General features: G+C 66.6%; 15 protein-coding genes. 11 read left to right on the top strand and 4 right to left on the bottom strand.

All coding sequences use genetic code 11. The annotated features are described in order from the left end of the window. The first annotated feature begins 311 nt into the window (after positions 1–311). Positions 312–608: an EthD family reductase gene (locus tag GM1_RS01890; protein ID WP_008376139.1), complete on the top strand. Its 297-nt coding sequence runs from the start codon at positions 312–314 to the stop codon at positions 606–608. 23 nt (positions 609–631) lie between these two features. Here GM1_RS01890 and GM1_RS01885 read toward each other — a convergent pair whose 3' ends face one another. The 3 genes from GM1_RS01885 to GM1_RS01875 form a co-directional block, all read right to left on the bottom strand. Beyond that, a complete protein-coding gene (locus tag GM1_RS01885) occupies positions 632–1,690 on the bottom strand; it encodes an isochorismate synthase (RefSeq protein WP_008376138.1) in 1,059 nt (352 codons plus the stop codon). Next, complete coding sequence (locus GM1_RS01880) at positions 1,687–2,397, bottom strand: SDR family oxidoreductase (RefSeq protein WP_040519248.1); 711 nt, start codon at positions 2,395–2,397, stop codon at positions 1,687–1,689. Before GM1_RS01880 ends, GM1_RS01885 begins: the two co-directional genes overlap by 4 nt. Positions 2,398–2,485: 88 nt before the next feature. Next, positions 2,486–3,703: an acetyl-CoA C-acetyltransferase gene (locus GM1_RS01875; RefSeq protein ID WP_008376134.1), complete on the bottom strand. Its 1,218-nt coding sequence runs from the start codon at positions 3,701–3,703 to the stop codon at positions 2,486–2,488. Positions 3,704–3,904: 201 nt separating this feature from the next. Between GM1_RS01875 and GM1_RS01870 the strand changes: the two genes are divergently transcribed. Next, the gene (locus GM1_RS01870) at positions 3,905–4,708 is read left to right on the top strand and encodes an SDR family oxidoreductase (protein ID WP_008376132.1); all 804 of its coding nucleotides are present in this window, start codon (positions 3,905–3,907) and stop codon (positions 4,706–4,708) included. Between the two features lie 7 nt (positions 4,709–4,715). Here the strand turns inward: GM1_RS01870 and GM1_RS01865 are convergent, their stop codons facing one another. Next, on the bottom strand, positions 4,716–5,600 hold the full coding sequence (locus GM1_RS01865) for a PaaI family thioesterase (RefSeq protein WP_008376131.1): 885 nt from the start codon (positions 5,598–5,600) through the stop codon (positions 4,716–4,718). 96 nt (positions 5,601–5,696) lie between these two features. Between GM1_RS01865 and GM1_RS01860 the strand changes: the two genes are divergently transcribed. From GM1_RS01860 to GM1_RS01820, 9 genes are all read left to right on the top strand, one after another. Next, positions 5,697–6,479, top strand: coding sequence for a TIGR03084 family metal-binding protein (locus GM1_RS01860; protein WP_008376129.1), 783 nt, complete (start codon positions 5,697–5,699; stop codon positions 6,477–6,479). Between the two features lies 1 nt (position 6,480). Further along, on the top strand, positions 6,481–8,178 hold the full coding sequence (locus tag GM1_RS01855; RefSeq protein WP_008376127.1) for an acyclic terpene utilization AtuA family protein: 1,698 nt from the start codon (positions 6,481–6,483) through the stop codon (positions 8,176–8,178). A gap of 116 nt (positions 8,179–8,294) precedes the next feature. Next, positions 8,295–9,455: an acyl-CoA dehydrogenase family protein gene (locus GM1_RS01850; RefSeq protein ID WP_008376126.1), complete on the top strand. Its 1,161-nt coding sequence runs from the start codon at positions 8,295–8,297 to the stop codon at positions 9,453–9,455. Positions 9,456–9,489: 34 nt separating this feature from the next. Further along, positions 9,490–11,085: an acyl-CoA carboxylase subunit beta gene (locus tag GM1_RS01845; protein ID WP_008376124.1), complete on the top strand. Its 1,596-nt coding sequence runs from the start codon at positions 9,490–9,492 to the stop codon at positions 11,083–11,085. Positions 11,086–11,093: 8 nt separating this feature from the next. Next, positions 11,094–13,091 (top strand): acetyl/propionyl/methylcrotonyl-CoA carboxylase subunit alpha, encoded by a 1,998-nt coding sequence (locus GM1_RS01840; protein ID WP_008376123.1) that lies wholly within the window; start codon positions 11,094–11,096, stop codon positions 13,089–13,091. Positions 13,092–13,111: 20 nt separating this feature from the next. Next, positions 13,112–14,269, top strand: coding sequence for an acyl-CoA dehydrogenase family protein (locus tag GM1_RS01835; RefSeq protein ID WP_008376121.1), 1,158 nt, complete (start codon positions 13,112–13,114; stop codon positions 14,267–14,269). Position 14,270: 1 nt separating this feature from the next. Beyond that, the gene (locus tag GM1_RS01830) at positions 14,271–15,068 is read left to right on the top strand and encodes an enoyl-CoA hydratase family protein (protein ID WP_008376119.1); all 798 of its coding nucleotides are present in this window, start codon (positions 14,271–14,273) and stop codon (positions 15,066–15,068) included. Beyond that, complete coding sequence (locus GM1_RS01825) at positions 15,047–15,670, top strand: TetR/AcrR family transcriptional regulator (RefSeq protein ID WP_008376118.1); 624 nt, start codon at positions 15,047–15,049, stop codon at positions 15,668–15,670. The genes GM1_RS01830 and GM1_RS01825 overlap by 22 nt, the downstream gene beginning before the upstream one ends. A gap of 118 nt (positions 15,671–15,788) precedes the next feature. Further along, positions 15,789–16,256 carry a hypothetical protein gene (locus GM1_RS01820; protein ID WP_008376117.1) on the top strand — a complete coding sequence of 156 codons (468 nt, stop codon included), beginning with the start codon at positions 15,789–15,791 and terminating at the stop codon, positions 16,254–16,256. Positions 16,257–16,465: the final 209 nt, after the last annotated feature.

The raw sequence follows: 16,465 nt of genomic DNA, 5'->3' as shown, positions 1-16,465 counted from the left end.
GCCGCTATGAGGGTTGGAGACTGGAGCATCCTTGGTGGGATCGGATCCTGACGATGATCGTGTTCATCGCGGTTCTCATCGGCCTCGATCAGCTGCTGGCGATGGTCTGGTAGTCCAGCGAATCGTCCCAGTCTCCATCTCGGCTTCGGAATGCTGGGATTCACCGACAGTCAGCGAAGTGTGCTGCAGCCGTTCATGCTGGAGGCGACCGGCCGCGACTACGTCGCAGACGTCGGAACCCTTCGGTCGGAGCAGCGCGACGGCGCGCACACGCATTGACCGGCCCGCACGCGAACAACTCAGGAGCGCCCATGTATCGAGTCGCAGTCATCTACGGCCAGCCCACCGACGCGGCGGCTTTCGACGAGTACTACCACGACACCCACATGCCGATCGCGCAGAAGATGCCCGGACTGCAGGGCGCGACGGTCACCAAGTGCGAGACGCTCGACGGCAGTGAACCCGCGTTCTACATCATCACCGAGTTGCAGTTCGAGTCGCGCGAAGCGGCGGCTGCGGGCCTCGGGTCCCCGGAGGGGCGAGCGGCGGGCGCGGACGTGGCCAACTTCGCCACCGGCGGGGTGCAGATGGCGTTCCTGCCCGGGTGACCGGTGAATGGGGTCGTCCCAGTTCAGGTCGAGACAGCGGCGAGGAACGTCGACAGCTTTCCGGACGTCTCGGCGAGTTCGGCGTCAGGTTCTGAGCCGACGACGATCCCGGCGCCCGCGTAGGCGCGGATCCGGTCCGACCACACGTCGCCGCACCGGATGCTGACGGCCCACTCGCCGTCGCCGTGGGCGTCGGACCATCCGACGGCACCGGCGAAGAAGCCGCGGTCGAATGATTCGGCCTCGCTGATCAGGTCGTATGCCGCCATTCGCGGGGTGCCGCAGACGGCGGGTGTCGGGTGCAGCAGTGCGGCGAGTTCGCCCACGGGCAACTCCGGATCTCGGAGTTCCGCGGTGATCTCGGTGCCGAGGTGCCACATGCTGTCGGTGCCGAGCAATCCCGGTTCGGGAGCGCTCAGACGCGCGCAGTACGGGGCGAGCACGTCGCAGATGGCGTCGACCACGTACGCGTGTTCGCGGCGGTCCTTCTCGGACGCCGTGAGCGCGTCTGCACGGGCGCGGTCGGTCGCCGAATCCGGAGAGCGTCGCGCTGAGCCGGCCAACGGATGAGAACGGACGCTCGTTCCGGATTTGGCGATCAACAGTTCGGGGCTGGCGCCGACGAGATGTCGGCCGTCGGCCACGGGCAACGCGAAGACATATGCTGCCGGATTGTCGGCGGCCAGACGTCCAGCGATCGCCAGCGGATCGCAAGGCTCGGTGCACGACAGATCGCGATACCGCGCGAGCACCGCCTTCTCGACGTCTCCGTCGGCGAAAGCCTCGAGCAGCAGGCGGACGCCGTCACGGTAGTCGTCCGGCGACGACTGGCCTCCATCGCGAAACTCCGATTCCTCGATCGCCCGGCGCTCCGGTTCAGGACCGATCGGGAGAACAATCGTCGACGCCTGATCACGACGGAAGGGAAGTGCGGCGAACACCCGCCCGCGGTGGGCGTCGGCGGCCGCGGCCTGCATTGATTGTGCGAACCGGGTGTGATCGAGTGCGGCCGGTCCTTCGCTGAGCAGGGCGCTCGCCGACAGGTCGACGCTCGCCGACCTCCATCGCATCGCCGCCGTCATAGCGTTGCACCTCCGTCCACGTACAGCTCCTGAAGGGTGATGTGGCGGGCGTCGTCGCTGATCAGGAACGCCACGGTGGCTGCGATGTCTGTCGGTTCGGCGATCCGGCCGAGTGGGATGCCGAGCCGATGAGCGGCGAGGTCGCCGCGAAGTGTCGCTTGTTCGTCAGCAGGCGACGACCACAGGCTCTCGAGCATCGGCGTTCGTGTGGAACCCGGCTGAACGACGTTGCCTCGGACGCCCGACGCCGCGTTCTCCAGCGCGAACGAGTGAGTGAGCATGGCGGCGGCGGCCTTTGTCGCGCCGTAGGCGCCCAATGACATGCGCGGTGTTCCTGCAGCGTTTGACGCGACAGTCACCACTGCGCCTCGATTGTCGACGAGTTGTTCGGCGAACCCCTGCAGGGCGTGGAGTACTCCGAGCACGTTGACGTCGAGCATGGCGCGGATGTCGCCGGCGGAGATGTCGGCGACACGGGAAGGCCGGAGGACGCCTGCCACATTGACCAGGGCGGAGCATCCGCCCAGATCGGCGACGCGTGCGGCGACCCGCTCCACGTCGGTCAGCGACGTCACGTCGCACGCCCACGAGGTGTCGCTGTCGTCGACGTCGAGCCCGATCACCGTCCAGCCTCTGTCGTTGAGGGTGGAGACGCACGCGGCCCCGATCCCTCCTGCGGCTCCGGTCACGACAACGGTTCTGCTCACAAAGGTGAGCCTAGCCTAAATGTTGCCGGTGGGGGTGGCCGGGTGCTGCGGGAAGAGGCCGAGGCCGTCAGCTGTCAGCTGCTGGAGGTCAGCTGAGCCGCTCCAGGACCATCGCCATGCCCTGGCCGCCGCCGACGCACATGGTCTCGAGACCGTACTGCTTGTCGTGCGTGCGGAGGTTGTTGAGGAGAGTTGCGGTGATGCGCGCACCGGTCATGCCGAAGGGGTGACCGAGGGCGATTGCGCCTCCGGACACGTTCAGTCGATCCTCGTCGATCTTCAGCTCGCGTGCGGAGCCGATGACCTGCACGGCGAAAGCCTCGTTGATCTCGACCAGGTCGATGTCGTCGATGCCGAGCCCTGCGATCGCAAGGGCGCGCTTGGACGCCTCGATCGGGCCGAGGCCCATGATCTCCGGCGACAGGCCGGACACGCCGGTCGACACGATGCGCGCCAATGGCGTCAGGCCGAGTTCCTTCGCCTTCGTGTCCGACATGATCACGAGTGCGGCAGCGCCGTCGTTCAGCGGACAGGCGTTGCCTGCGGTGACCGTGCCGTCCGGGCGGAAGACGGGCTTGAGTCCGCTGATGCCTTCGTATGTCGTGCCTGCGCGCGGGCCGTCGTCGGTGGAGACGACGGTGCCGTCGGGCAGCGTCACCGGCGTGATCTCCCGATCGAAGAATCCTGCCGCAATCGCCGCTTCGGCCCGGTTCTGCGAGCGGACCGCCCAGCGGTCCTGCTCTTCACGGGTGATCCCGGTGATCTGGGCGACGTTCTCGGCCGTCTGGCCCATTGCGATGTATGCGTCGGGGACGTTGCCAGACTCGCGCGGATCGGTCCACTCCTGGCCGCCCGCGGCGAGTTCCTTGGTGTGGGCTTGCGCGTCGTCGTAGAGCGGATTCTGGGTGTCGGGGAGGGAGTCGGAGTTGCCCTTCACGAAACGCGACACCGTCTCGACGCCTGCCGAGATGAACACGTCGCCTTCGCCTGCCTTGATCGCGTGCATCGCCATTCGTGTGGTCTGGAGTGACGACGAGCAGTAGCGCGTGACGGTGGTGCCGGGGATGGAGTCGTAGCCCAGTTCGATGGCGACGTTGCGGCCCAAGTTGAAACCCTGCTCGCCGCCGGGGAGGCCGCATCCGAGAATGAGGTCATTGACGTCGTTCGGGTCGAGGGACGGGACCTTGTCGAGTGCGGCCTGCACCATCTGGGCGGCCAGATCGTCGGGCCGCATCCCGACGAGTGATCCCTTCATGGCGCGGCCGATGGGGGAGCGGGCGATGGAAACGATGACGGCCTCGGGCATGGTGACTCCTGGGATAGAGCAACTAGTGGAATATGCATACGCATAGTTTCTATGCTGGTGCATATATCTAGTCAGACGGTTGACGCGTTTGTCAAGGATTGGTTTTGTAGCCATTGACCTGCGCTGATCGAATGTGGCACGCTGCGGGAACGGCTGCCGAGTGAGCGGTCGGTCATCGGATCAGTCGTTGGAGGAGGAGTTATGAAGGTCTCGGGCAAAGTCGCCGTCGTCACCGGAGCGGGCAGCGGAATCGGTGCCGCCATCGCCCGGAGGCTCGTCGCCGACGGAGCGCGAGTCGTCCTCTCCGACCTCGACGAGGTCGGCATGGGCGAGGTGATCGCCGGGATCGAGTCCCAGGCTCCGGGCGCCGCCGTCGCCGTGCGTGCCGATGCATCCTCGGCGGCCGACATCGCCGATGTCATCGCCCGTGCCGAAGAGCGATTCGGGCCCGTGGACCTCTACTTCGCCAACGCGGGGATCGGGGCGGGCGACGGACTCGAGCAGGACGACGCCGTGTGGGACCTGGTGATCGACGTGAATCTGCGCGGCCACATCCGTGCGGCGCAGCTGCTGGTCCCCGGGTGGGTGGAGCGCGGCGAGGGCTACTTCGTCAGCACGGCCTCGGCGGCGGGTCTGCTCACCCAGATCGGCTCGGCTCCGTACGCGGTCACCAAGCACGCCGCCGTCGGGTTCGCCGAATGGCTGTCGGTCACGTACGGCGATCAAGGCGTCCGAGTCAGCTGCCTGTGCCCGATGGGCGTCAACACGAAACTCCTCACCGACGACGCGGCGCTGTCGACAACCGCGGCCAAGGCAGTCACGTCGGCCGGCGCGGTCCTCGAACCCGCCGACGTCGCCGACGCCGTGCTCGCCGCGATGGACGAGGAGCGGTTCCTGATCCTTCCGCACGCCGAGGTGCTCGAGATGTACCGCCACAAGGGTTCGGACTACGACCGCTGGATCCGCGGCATGCGCCGTTTCCAGAAGGTGCTGCAGGGAGAGTGATTCTCGCTCAGAGGTCGAAGCGGACGTCCGCGGTGGCACGGGCCAGGAGTGTCCCCTCGTCGTCGCGGAGTTCGGCGTCGAAGATCGAGAGCCTTCGGCCGAGCTTGACCGGCGTGGCGCGGACGTGAACGCTCCGTCCGTCGACCTCTGGTGAGCGAAGGAAGGCGACGGTGAAGTCGACGAGTTGATACTGGCCGCCCGGCCGCATCGCGGACTGGGCGGCGAATGAGCAGCCCTGTGCGACTATCGCGCCGATGACTCCGCCGTGCATGGTGCCCATCACGTTGCCCATCCACTGCTCGCCGACGCAGCTGAACGTCAGGCCGTCATCGGCGACCGCGGTGATCGACCCGTTGAGCAACTCGCTGAGTGGACCGATCGGCGCGTCTCCTGCCACGATCCGGTCGATGACGGCGCGTCCGGACAGGTCGGGGTCGGGTGCGCCGACGATCGCCGCCTCGTTCGGCGTCACGGGTGCCGGCAGGTGAGGGACGCCGTCGCCCGCGACGACCAACTCCCGCTGAACGCGCACGTTGCGGGCATTGCCGATGCACAGAAGTCGTCCGGCGTCGCCGGTGATGTCGACGGTCGTCGACCCGTACAGCTTGTTGTGCAGGCGCAGATCGGCGACTGCGGTCAGCCGCTCGGTCACGTCGGGTCGGTCGAGCATCGACATGGACAGTCGTGCCTGCATCGTGGTGGCGCTCTGGTCGGCGACCCAGAACGGGTAGCCGCCGAGGTCGTCGAACAGCACCGCGAGAGCGGGCAGGTCAATGAGGCCGCGGTGGTCGGTCATCCGCGTGCCGAGGGCCTGCGTCATCTGGACCATCGGACTGTCGTCTTCACGCCCGACGGCGAAGGCGTGGAAAGCGTCTGTGGGCGTGAAGGTCATGGCTCGTGTTTAGCACATTCCTGAGCGAACGCTTACTCGGTGAAGAAACAATCAGGCGTGCTTGATTTATTGTGGCGGCTGTGTGACGCTCGACGCATGTCGATTGCAGAGGACCTGCGGGACGAATACGAGTCGTTGGACGGTCTGGTCGCGGAACTGACCGACGACCAGTGGGCCACGCTCACGCCCGCGGAGGGATGGACCATCGCTCATCAGATCGGGCACGTCGTGTGGACTGATCGCGTCTCGTTGCTGGCGGCCACTGATCCGGACGAGTTCGCGGCGCAGCTCGCTGAAGCAGGTCAGGATCCGCTCGGCTTCGTCGACGCTGCGGCGGAGGCAGAGGCGCAGCGGACTCCAGCTGAACTCCTCGCCGACTGGCGACGCACTCGCGAGCAGTTGCTGATCGCGCTCGCAGCCGTCGAAGACGGGGTGAAGCTCCCGTGGTTCGGTCCTCCGATGTCAGCGCCGTCGATGATGACGGCGCGCATCATGGAGACGTGGGCGCACGGACTCGACGTCGCCGACGCTCTCGGTGTCCAGCGCACGCCGACCGACCGGATACGGAACGTCGCGCACATCGGTGTCCGCACCCGCGACTTCGCGTACATGGTGAACGGACAGAACGCGCCCGCCGAACCGTTCCGCTACGAACTGACCGGTCCCAGCGGCGCGGTCTGGACGTGGGGCCCTGAGGACGCATCGAACATCGTGCGCGGCAGCGCCGTGGACTTCTGCGAACTGGTCACCCAGAGGCGTGCGGTGGCCGACCTCGATCTCGAACTGATCGGCGACGATGCGCGCGCCTGGTCGCGCATCGCTCAATGCTTCGCCGGTCCGCCCGGAACCGGCCGCGCACCCTCCACGGAAGGCAACTGACATGACGAACGCCGTCCGCATCGGCAACGCGTCCGGTTTCTACGGCGACCGGCTCACCGCCGTGCACGAGATGCTCGAAGGCGGTCACCTCGACTATCTGACCGGCGACTACCTCGCCGAGCTCACGATGCTGATCCTCGGTCGCGACCGTCTCAAGGACCCGTCGCGCGGATACGCCAAGACCTTCCTTCGGCAGATGGAGACGAGCCTCGGACTGGCCGTCGACAAGGGTGTCAAGATCGTCGTCAACGCTGGCGGACTCAACCCGCACGGCCTCGCCGTCGCGCTTCGTGAGCTGTCGGAGAAGCTGAGCGTGGATGCACAGATCGCCTTCGTCAACGGCGACGACCTGCAGCCGCGCGCGGCTGAACTCGGTCTCGGAACCCCGATCACGGCCAACGCCTACCTCGGTGGGTTCGGGATCAAGTCCGCTCTCGATCGTGGTGCCGACGTTGTGGTCACCGGCCGGGTGACGGACGCGTCGCTCACCGTGGGAGCTGCGGCCTCGGCCTTCGGGTGGGGCTACAAGGACCTCGACGCGATCGCGGGTGCGATCGTGGCCGGCCACATCATTGAATGCGGCACCCAGGCCACCGGCGGCAATTACTCCTTCTTCAAGGAGATCCCGATGGGCCGCCTCGGATTCCCGATCGCGGAGGTGGCCGCCGACGGGTCGTCGGTCATCACCAAGCACGAAGGAACCGGTGGGGCGGTCACCGTCGGGACCGTCACGGCGCAGCTGCTGTACGAGATCCAAGGCCCGCGGTACTACAACCCCGATGCGACCGCACTCCTGGACACCATCGAGGTGACGCAAGAAGGGCCCGACCGCGTCGGCGTCAGCGGCATCCGGGGCGAGGCCCCGCCGTCAGAGCTGAAGGTGTCGCTGAATCACCTCGCAGGCATCCGCAACCAGATCGACGTGGTCCTCACCGGGCTAGACATCGAAGACAAGGCAGCGCTGTTCCAGGAGCAGTTCGAAGCCGCCCTGCCGACCTCGCCCGCCGAACTCACCTGGGAACTGTCTCGCCTGGACCGGCCGGACGCAGACACCGAGGAGCAGGCCAGTGCCCTGCTCCGGTGCGTCGCTCGCGACACCGACCCGAACGCAGTCGGCCGCGCCTTCAGCGCGACCGCCGTTGAACTGGCGTTGGCCAGTTACCCGGGCTTCACCCTCACCGCCCCGCCCGGGAACGGCGCACCGTACGGCGTGTTCGTCCCCGGCTACGTCGACGCAGGCGTGGTGGAGCATCGGGTGACCCAGCCGGACGGAGTCTCCGTCCTCATCGAACCGTCGCCAATGCGGACCGAACCGACGCGTGACGTGAGCGTGCCCGACTCCGGACCGATCGGCGACTGGGGCCCGACCCGACGTGCTCCGATCGGTGAGATCGTCGGCGCGCGGAGCGGCGACAAGGGCGGGAGCGCGAACATCGGGGTCTGGGTCAGGTCGGACGACGAGTTCGCCTGGCTCGATCAGACGCTCACCGTGGACCGGATCAAGGAACTCCTCCCGGAGATCGCGGCCCTGACCGTCCATCGATACCGACTGCCCAAGATTCGCGCCCTCAACTTCGTCATCGAAGGCGTCCTCGGGCGCGGTGTCGCCGAGAACGTCCGCTTCGACCCACAGGCCAAGGGGCTCGGCGAATGGCTCCGCTCCCGCGTCGTCGACGTGCCTGAGCGGTTCGGTCGCTGACCTTTCGACTCGCAAGCTCACTCAAGGAGCGGGGAAGACGCTCGCTCAAGGAGCACGACAGAAGCTCGCCTCAAGGAGCAGGAACAAGCTCGCTCGTGGAGCGGGAGAGGAAATTCATGCCCATTCCCAGTGACATTTGGGATTCCGAACAACGTCGTGACCTGCGCAGTCTGGCCGCAGACTTCGCGACCAAACACATCCTGCCGTTCCAGGACCAGTGGGAACGCGACGGACTGATCCCGCGAGAACTCCACAAGCAGGCGGGTGAGCTCGGCCTCCTCGGTCTCGGCACACCCGAGGAGAAGGGCGGAAGCGGCGGCGACGGGATCGACGCGCTCATCGTCTGCGAGGAACTGCACTACCGCGGTGTGTCCGGCGGTGTGTTCGCGAGCCTGTTCACGTGCGGCATCTCCACGCCGCACATCGCGAACAACGGGACCCCGGAACAGATCGCGAAGTGGGTCGCGCCGGTCCTCGCCGGCGACAAGATCAGCAGCCTCGCGATCACCGAGCCCAGCGGCGGCAGCGACGTCGGCCACCTGCGCACCACGGCGAAGCGCGACGGCGACCACTTCATCGTCAACGGCGCCAAGACGTTCATCACCTCGGCGGTGCGCGCCGACCACATCGTGGCCGCAGTCCGCACCGGCGGAGACGGCGCGGCAGGCGTGTCCCTCCTCGTGATCGAGAAGGGGACACCCGGCTTCAACGTCGACCGCAAGCTCGAGAAGATGGGGTGGTTGGCGTCCGACACCGGCGAACTGTCGTTCGTCGACTGTCGGGTGCCGGTGGAGAACCTCATCGGCCCGGAGAACTCGGGCTTCGCGCAGATCGCGCAGGCCTTCGTGTCCGAGCGGGCCGCGCTCGCCGTGCAGGCGTACGCGCAGGCCCAGCGGTCGCTGGACCTGACCCTGGAATGGGTACGCAACCGCGACACGTTCGGCAAGCCGTTGATCAAGCGCCAGTCGGTGCAGGACACGGTCACCGAGATGGCCCGCAAGGTCGACGTCGCACGCACCTACACGCGGTCTGTCGTCGACCGGCACATGATGAACGGCGATCCGATGCTCGCGGAGATCTGCTTCGCCAAGAACACCGCCGTCGAAGCAGCCGAATGGGTCATCGACAAGGGGGTCCAGCTGCACGGCGGCATGGGCTACATGCGGGAGTCGGAGATCGAGCGCCAGTACCGCGACATCCGCATCATCGGAATCGGCGGCGGAACCAACGAGATCCTCACGGGTCTCGCGGCCAAGGTGCTGGGGTACCAGGGATGAGCACGACCGCACGAGCGAAGGGAAAGGGCACACGATGACTGTTCTGAGAAGCAAGATCGACACCACGTCCGACGAGTTCGTCGCGAACGTCGAGGCGATGAACGCCAAACTCGCCGAACTCGACGTCGAGTTCCGCAAGGTGCTCGTCGGCGGTGGTGAGAAGTACGTGGAGCGACACCGCAAGCGCGGGAAGCTGACGGCGCGTGAGCGTATCGAGCTGCTGATCGACGAGGACTCGCCGTTCCTCGAACTGTGTGCGCTCGCCGCACACGGATCGCAGTTCACCGTCGGCGCCTCCGTCGTGGTCGGCATCGGCGTGGTCGAGGGTGTCGAGTGCCTGGTCGTCGCGAACGACCCGACGGTCAAGGGCGGCACGTCGAACCCGTGGACTCTGCGCAAGGTGCTGCGCGCCAACGACATCGCGATGCAGAACCGTCTGCCGGTGATCTCGATGGTCGAGTCCGGAGGCGCCGATCTCCCGACGCAGAAGGAAGTGTTCGTCCCCGGCGGACGCATGTTCCGCGACCTCACCCGACTGTCGGCGGCAGGCATCCCGACGATCGCCCTCGTCTTCGGCAATTCGACGGCCGGCGGCGCGTACATCCCCGGCATGAGTGATCACGTCGTGATGATCGACGATCGCTCGAAGGTGTTCCTCGGAGGTCCGCCGCTGGTCAAGATGGCAACCGGCGAGGAGAGCGACGACGAAGAACTCGGCGGCGCCAAGATGCACGCTCGGGTGTCGGGTCTCGGCGACTACCTCGCCGCCGACGAGCAGGACGCGGTCCGCATCGGACGTCGGATCGTCGCACGCCTCAATTGGCGCAAGCAGGGACCGACGCCCTCAGCGGTCGTCGAGCCCCAGTACGACGCCGAGGATCTCTTGGGCATCGTTCCGTCGGACCTCAAGATCCCGTTCGATCCGCACGAGGTGATCGCGCGCATCGTCGACGGAAGCGACTTCGACGAGTTCAAACCCGAGTACGGCACATCGCTGGTGACCGGGTGGGCCACCGTCCACGGGTACCCGGTCGGCATCCTCGCCAACGCACAGGGAGTCCTCTTCTCCCAGGAAGCTCAGAAGGCGACTCAGTTCATCCAACTCGCCAACCGCAGTGACACTCCGCTGCTCTTCCTGCACAACACCACCGGCTACATGGTGGGCAAGGAGTACGAACAGGGCGGCATCATCAAGCACGGCGCGATGATGATCAACGCGGTGTCGAACTCGACGGTCCCGCACATCTCGATCCTGATGGGCGCCAGCTACGGCGCAGGCCACTACGGCATGTGCGGCCGCGCCTACGATCCGCGGTTCCTGTTCGCGTGGCCGAGCGCCAAGAGTGCCGTCATGGGCGCGGCACAGCTCGCGGGTGTCATCTCGATCGTCTCCCGTGCGGCCACCGAGGCCCGCGGCGGCGTCGTCGACGAAGAGGCGGACGCAGGCATGCGCGCCATGATCGAAGCTCAGATCGAGATCGAGTCGGTCCCGACGTTCCTGTCCGGAATGCTCTACGACGACGGTGTGATCGACCCGCGCGACACCCGAACGATTCTCGGCCAGACCCTGTCCGCCATTGCTACCGCCCCGGTCGAGGGCACCAGCAACTTCGGCGTCTTCCGGATGTGAGGCATCAGATGACCAACCCGATCACCCCCACGCCGATCACGTCAGTCCTCGTCGCGAACCGCGGTGAGATCGCGTGCCGCGTGTTCACCACCGCGAAGGCGCTCGGCCTGCGGACCGTGGCCGTCTACTCCGATCCCGACGCCGACGCCCCGCACGTCCGGCAGGCCGACGCCGCCGTTCACCTGCCGGGCTCGACATCGGCCGAGACCTATCTGCGGTCGGAGCAGATCATCGCCGCCGCGCAGGCGGCGGGCGCCGACGCGATCCACCCCGGCTACGGATTCCTGTCGGAGAACGCCGAGTTCGCCGAGGCAGTCGTCGCCGCCGGGCTCACCTGGATCGGTCCGCCCGCGGGCGCGATCACTGCGATGGGGTCCAAGGTGAACGCCAAAGAACTGATGGCGGCCGCGGGAGTCCCCGTGCTGACCGACATCGACCCGGAGAACGTCACCGCCGACGATCTTCCGCTGCTCATCAAGGCCTCCGCGGGCGGCGGCGGACGCGGAATGCGTGTCGTCCGCGACCTGTCCGAACTCGCCGACCAGGTCGCCGGCGCACGCCGAGAAGCCGAATCGGCATTCGGCGACCCGACAGTGTTCTGCGAGCCGTACATCGAGCGTGGGCACCACATCGAAGTCCAGGTGATGGCCGACGCGCACGGCACGGTCTGGGCGGTCGGCGAGCGTGAATGCTCCATCCAGCGTCGTCACCAGAAGGTGGTGGAGGAGGCGCCTGCACCCCTCGTCGAGCGGATCGGCGGCGACATGCGGGAGCGCCTGTACGCCGCGGCGCGCACGGCCGTCGAGTCCATCGGCTACCGAGGTGCGGGCACGGTGGAGTTCCTCGCCGATGAGAACGGGAAGTTCTTCTTCCTGGAGACGAATACTCGGTTGCAGGTGGAGCATCCGGTCACTGAACTGACCACCGGCACCGACCTCGTCGAATGGCAGATCCGCGTCGCCGAGGGCGAAGCGCTGCCTGCGCAGGAGCCGACCACATCGGGCCACTCCATCGAGGTCCGTCTCTACGCGGAGGACCCGGCGAACGATTGGCAGCCGCAGTCGGGCACGATCACCACGATCGACCTGCCCGCCGACGCCCGTTTTGAACTCCTCGACCGGTCCGGCGTGCGTGTGGACTCCGGCATCGCCGACGGCAGTGAGATCTCGACGTTCTACGATCCGATGCTCGCCAAGGTCATCTCGTTCGCGCCAACCCGCGATCGCGCGGCGGCCATCCTCGCGAGGGCACTGTCGGACGCGAAGATCCACGGCCTCGTCACCAACCGCGACATGCTCGTCAACACTCTGCGCGACGAGACGTTCCTGTCCGGCGAGACCGACACCGCGTACCTCGACACCGTCGGGCTCGACGTCCTGTCCGCACCGCTGGCCTCCGACGACGCCACGCGAGTCGCCGCCGTGGCAGCTGCTCTCGCTCAGTCGGCTGCCAACCGTTCGTCGGCCCGCATGCTCGGTTCGCTCCCGTCGGGATGGCGCAACATCGCCTCCGACTTCCAGTCGAAGAGCTACACGACCGCTGCGGGCGACGAGATCGTCGCACGGTATCGGATCGGGCGGACCACAACAGAGGTCCCCGATCTCGCCGACACCGCCGTCGTATCGATCGCTCCGACCGAGGTAGTCCTGTCAACGGCGGGCGTGACGCGCCGGTACCGGGTCACCGTTGTCGGAGACGCGGTGCACGTCGACTGGCCCGGAGCTTCGGTGTCGTTGACGCGGGTCCCGCGCTACGTCGACCCGGCCGCGCAGGAGCGCCCGGGATCACTGCTCGCCCCGATGCCCGGCGCCGTGATCCGTGTTGCGGTCGGCGAGGGTGATCGTGTCACCGCGGGGCAACCGCTGCTGTGGCTCGAGGCCATGAAGATGGAGCACACCATCAGTGCACCCGCCGACGGCATCGTGTCGGTGCTCGCGGTGGAAGTGGGCCGCCAACTGTCCGTCGGCGATGTGCTCGCCGTGATCTCGTCCGAATCCGACGACTGAAGAGTAGGGGAACAACACCCATGAGCTTTATCGAGACAGAAGAACGCGCTGCCCTGCGAGAGGCTGTTGCCGGGTTGGTCAAGAAGTACGACCACCAGTACTTCATCGACTGTGCGCGTGCCGGTCGCAAGACTGACGAACTCTGGAAGGAGGCAGGCGAGCTCGGCTTCATCGGCGTCAACCTGCCGGAGGAGTACGGCGGCGGCGGTGCGGGCATGTACGAGCTCGCGATCGTCATGGAGGAGATGGCGGCCGGTGGCAGCGGCCTGTTGATGATGGTCGTGTCGCCTGCGATCTGCGGCAACATCATCGCTCGGTTCGGCACCGACGAGCAGAAGCAGAAGTGGATCCCGGGACTGGCAGACGGCTCGATCACCATGGCGTTCGGCATCACCGAACCCGATGCCGGCTCCAACTCGCATCAGATCACGACAACAGCCCGGCGCGACGGGGACGAGTGGCTGCTGTCCGGTCGGAAGGTGTTCATCTCCGGTGTCGACCAGGCCGAAGCAGTCCTGATCGTCGCCCGTACCGAGGACTCGAAGACGGGTCGCCTCAAGCCGGCGCTGTTCATCGTGCCGACCGACGCACCCGGCTTCGAAGCCCAGGTGATCGAGATGGACATCATCAACCCGGAGAAGCAGTTCACCCTCTTCCTCGACGATGTCCGTCTGCCGTCTGACGCTCTTGTCGGTTCCGAGGACGCCGCGCTGTCGCAGCTGTTCGCGGGCCTCAACCCGGAGCGAATCATGGCGTCGGCGTCGGCCGTCGGCATGGGGCGCTACGCACTCGAACGTGCCGTCGAGTACGCCAACGAGCGGAGCGTCTGGAAGACGCCGATCGGCGCGCACCAGGCGATCGCCCACCCGCTCGCGCAGGGCAAGATCGAGCTCGAGATGGCGAAGCTGATGATGCAGAAGGCCGCGACGCTGTACGACGCGGGCGACGACTGGGGGGCGGCGGTGCCGGCCAACATGGCGAAGTACGCCGCAGGCGAGGCGACCGCGAAGATCGTCGATCAGGCAGTGCAGACGCTCGGCGGAAACGGGCTGACAGTCGAGTACGGCCTCGCCGCGATGCTTCCGCTGTCTCGACTGACGCGGATCGCGCCGGTGAGCCGCGAGATGATCCTCAACTTCGTCTCGCAGACCTGCCTCGGTCTCCCGAAGTCGTACTGAGATGGCCGACGACATTCTGGTCCGGAGCGAGGTGGACGCGGCGGTCGCCGTGATCACCCTCGACTCGCCAGGCAATCGGAACGCGTTGAGCTCGGTGCTCGTGTCCCAACTGCGGTCGGCCTTGGCCGATGCTGCCGCAGACGAGGACATTCGCGCGGTTGTGCTCACCCACACGGGTGGAACGTTCTGCGCGGGAGGCGACCTGCGCGAGGCACTGGGTCGGGGACTCAGTCCCGAGGAGGCCACAGCCGAAGGCGCCGAGGCGATGATCGGTTTGATGAGCGCGATGCTCGAGATCACCAAACCGGTGATCGCCGTTGTGAACGGGCACGTTCGTGCAGGCGGGTTCGGACTCCTCGGAGCGGCCGACATCGCGCTCGCCGGTCCTGCTGCCACCTTCGCGCTCACCGAGTCGCGGCTGGGTCTCGCGCCGTCGATGATCTCGATCGTGCTGCTGCCGAAGATGACGTCGCGTGCGGCTGGACGTTACTTCTTGACCGGTGAGACGTTCACCCCGCAGCAGGCGGAGTCGTTCGGCCTGGTCAGCAAGGCCCTCGGATCAACCGACGAGGTGTCGGACGAACTGCACGCGATCTGCGAGGGCATCCGAAAGGCGTCGCCGCAGGGGCTGGCGGCGTCGAAGCGTCTCACAACGGCCGCGCTCCTCGCAGACTTCCGCGAGAGCGCATCCGCGCGGGCATCTGAGTCGGCGGCGCTGTTCGCCTCCGACGAGGCGCGCGAGGGGATGACGGCGTTCCTGACCAAGCGGAAAGCCGCGTGGGACGCGAGTTCGTCGTGACCCAGCCGTCGCGGGAACCACAGCAGGACCGCTCCCGGATCACCCGGGAGCGGCTCCTGTCCTCGACCCTCGACATCCTCGCCGAGCACGGGTGGGCGTCGGCCACGGTCGCGCGGGTCGCTGAGGAGGCCGGGGTGTCGCGCGGGGCTGCGCAGCATCACTTCCCGACAAAGGAAGCGTTGATCACCGCGGCGCTGGAGGAGATGTTCACGCAGCTCACCTCGATGGCGGAGTCCCGCGCCGAACTGCCGGCTGGGCCCGAACGGATCCGGCTCGTCGTCGACCGCGCCGTCGACATCTACACCGGTCGCGAGTTCAAAGCCGCCCTGCAGGTGTGGGCAGCTGCGGCGTCCGACGAATTGCTTCGTGAACAGATCACACCATTGGAAGCGAAGTTCGCGCGTGCCGCGCACCGGATGACGCTCAACGGTTTCGACCCCGATGGAACCGATCCGCGCGCCTTCCGACTCGCCCAGGCCACCCTCGACCTCGCGCGAGGTCTTGGGCTGGCCGACACTCTCACCGACGACTCCAAACGCCGCGCCCAAGTGGTCGACACCTGGACCGAGCAGCTGACCACAGCACTGACGCTGACCGACTGAGCGTGTGATCTGTTCGATGCAATTCGCTCGAGGTTGGTCCGAACTGTGGAATCGAGACGCCCACGCGTCGAGTCGGGCGATCTAGTCTGAGCTTCCAATCGAGCCGGAGGTATGTCAGATGAAGTACAGAAAGTTCATGATCGCGCTGCTGGGTTCTGTAGCAGCTGTTGCGATGTTGATCGCGCCGGGAACCGCCGAGGCGTCGCCCACTGTGCCGATTGGACAGCATCAGGCGAAGAACGTGGGTCCGGCGGGCGCCAAGTTCACCGGCGTGTGGGTCGGGCACACGCGAAAGATGTCGCTGAACAGGAACGGCTGGGGCTACATGACTGTGTTCTCCGGCGCGTCGAACGGTGCGAAGCATCTCGTCTCGTGGGGGACGTATTCGAACGGGAACCGTATCCGCGTGCGACTCAACAAGCGGGTTCAGACCTGGGGCGCAGGCGTTCCGATGCGCAGCGGGCGCGCCTACACCGGCGGCCTCGTGCGTTCGACAAGAGACGGAACCGTGTTCATGAACCTCAGTGGTTTCGCCACGTGGTGCAATCAGCAGCGATTCGGATATGCCATGGAGTGCGGTGCGTGATCCCGGCGCGCAACCCTGCCTCATATCGCACGCCCCTGCCTCAACTCGTCTTCCCTGCCTGAGCTCAGGCAGGGAAGACACAATGAAGCAGGTGAGTGAGAGATGAAGCAGGGGAGTTCGTGCTTCAGCTCAGGAAACGTGCCTCAACATCACTGACCAGCCTGAGCTCAGGCTGGTCAGTCACGTTGAGGCACGTTTGTGAAGTTGAG

Origin of the sequence: Gordonia malaquae NBRC 108250 (assembly GCF_000344135.1) — a bacterium.
Lineage (GTDB): Bacteria > Actinomycetota > Actinomycetes > Mycobacteriales > Mycobacteriaceae > Gordonia > Gordonia malaquae.
This window is presented reverse-complemented; position numbering and strand designations above follow the sequence as displayed.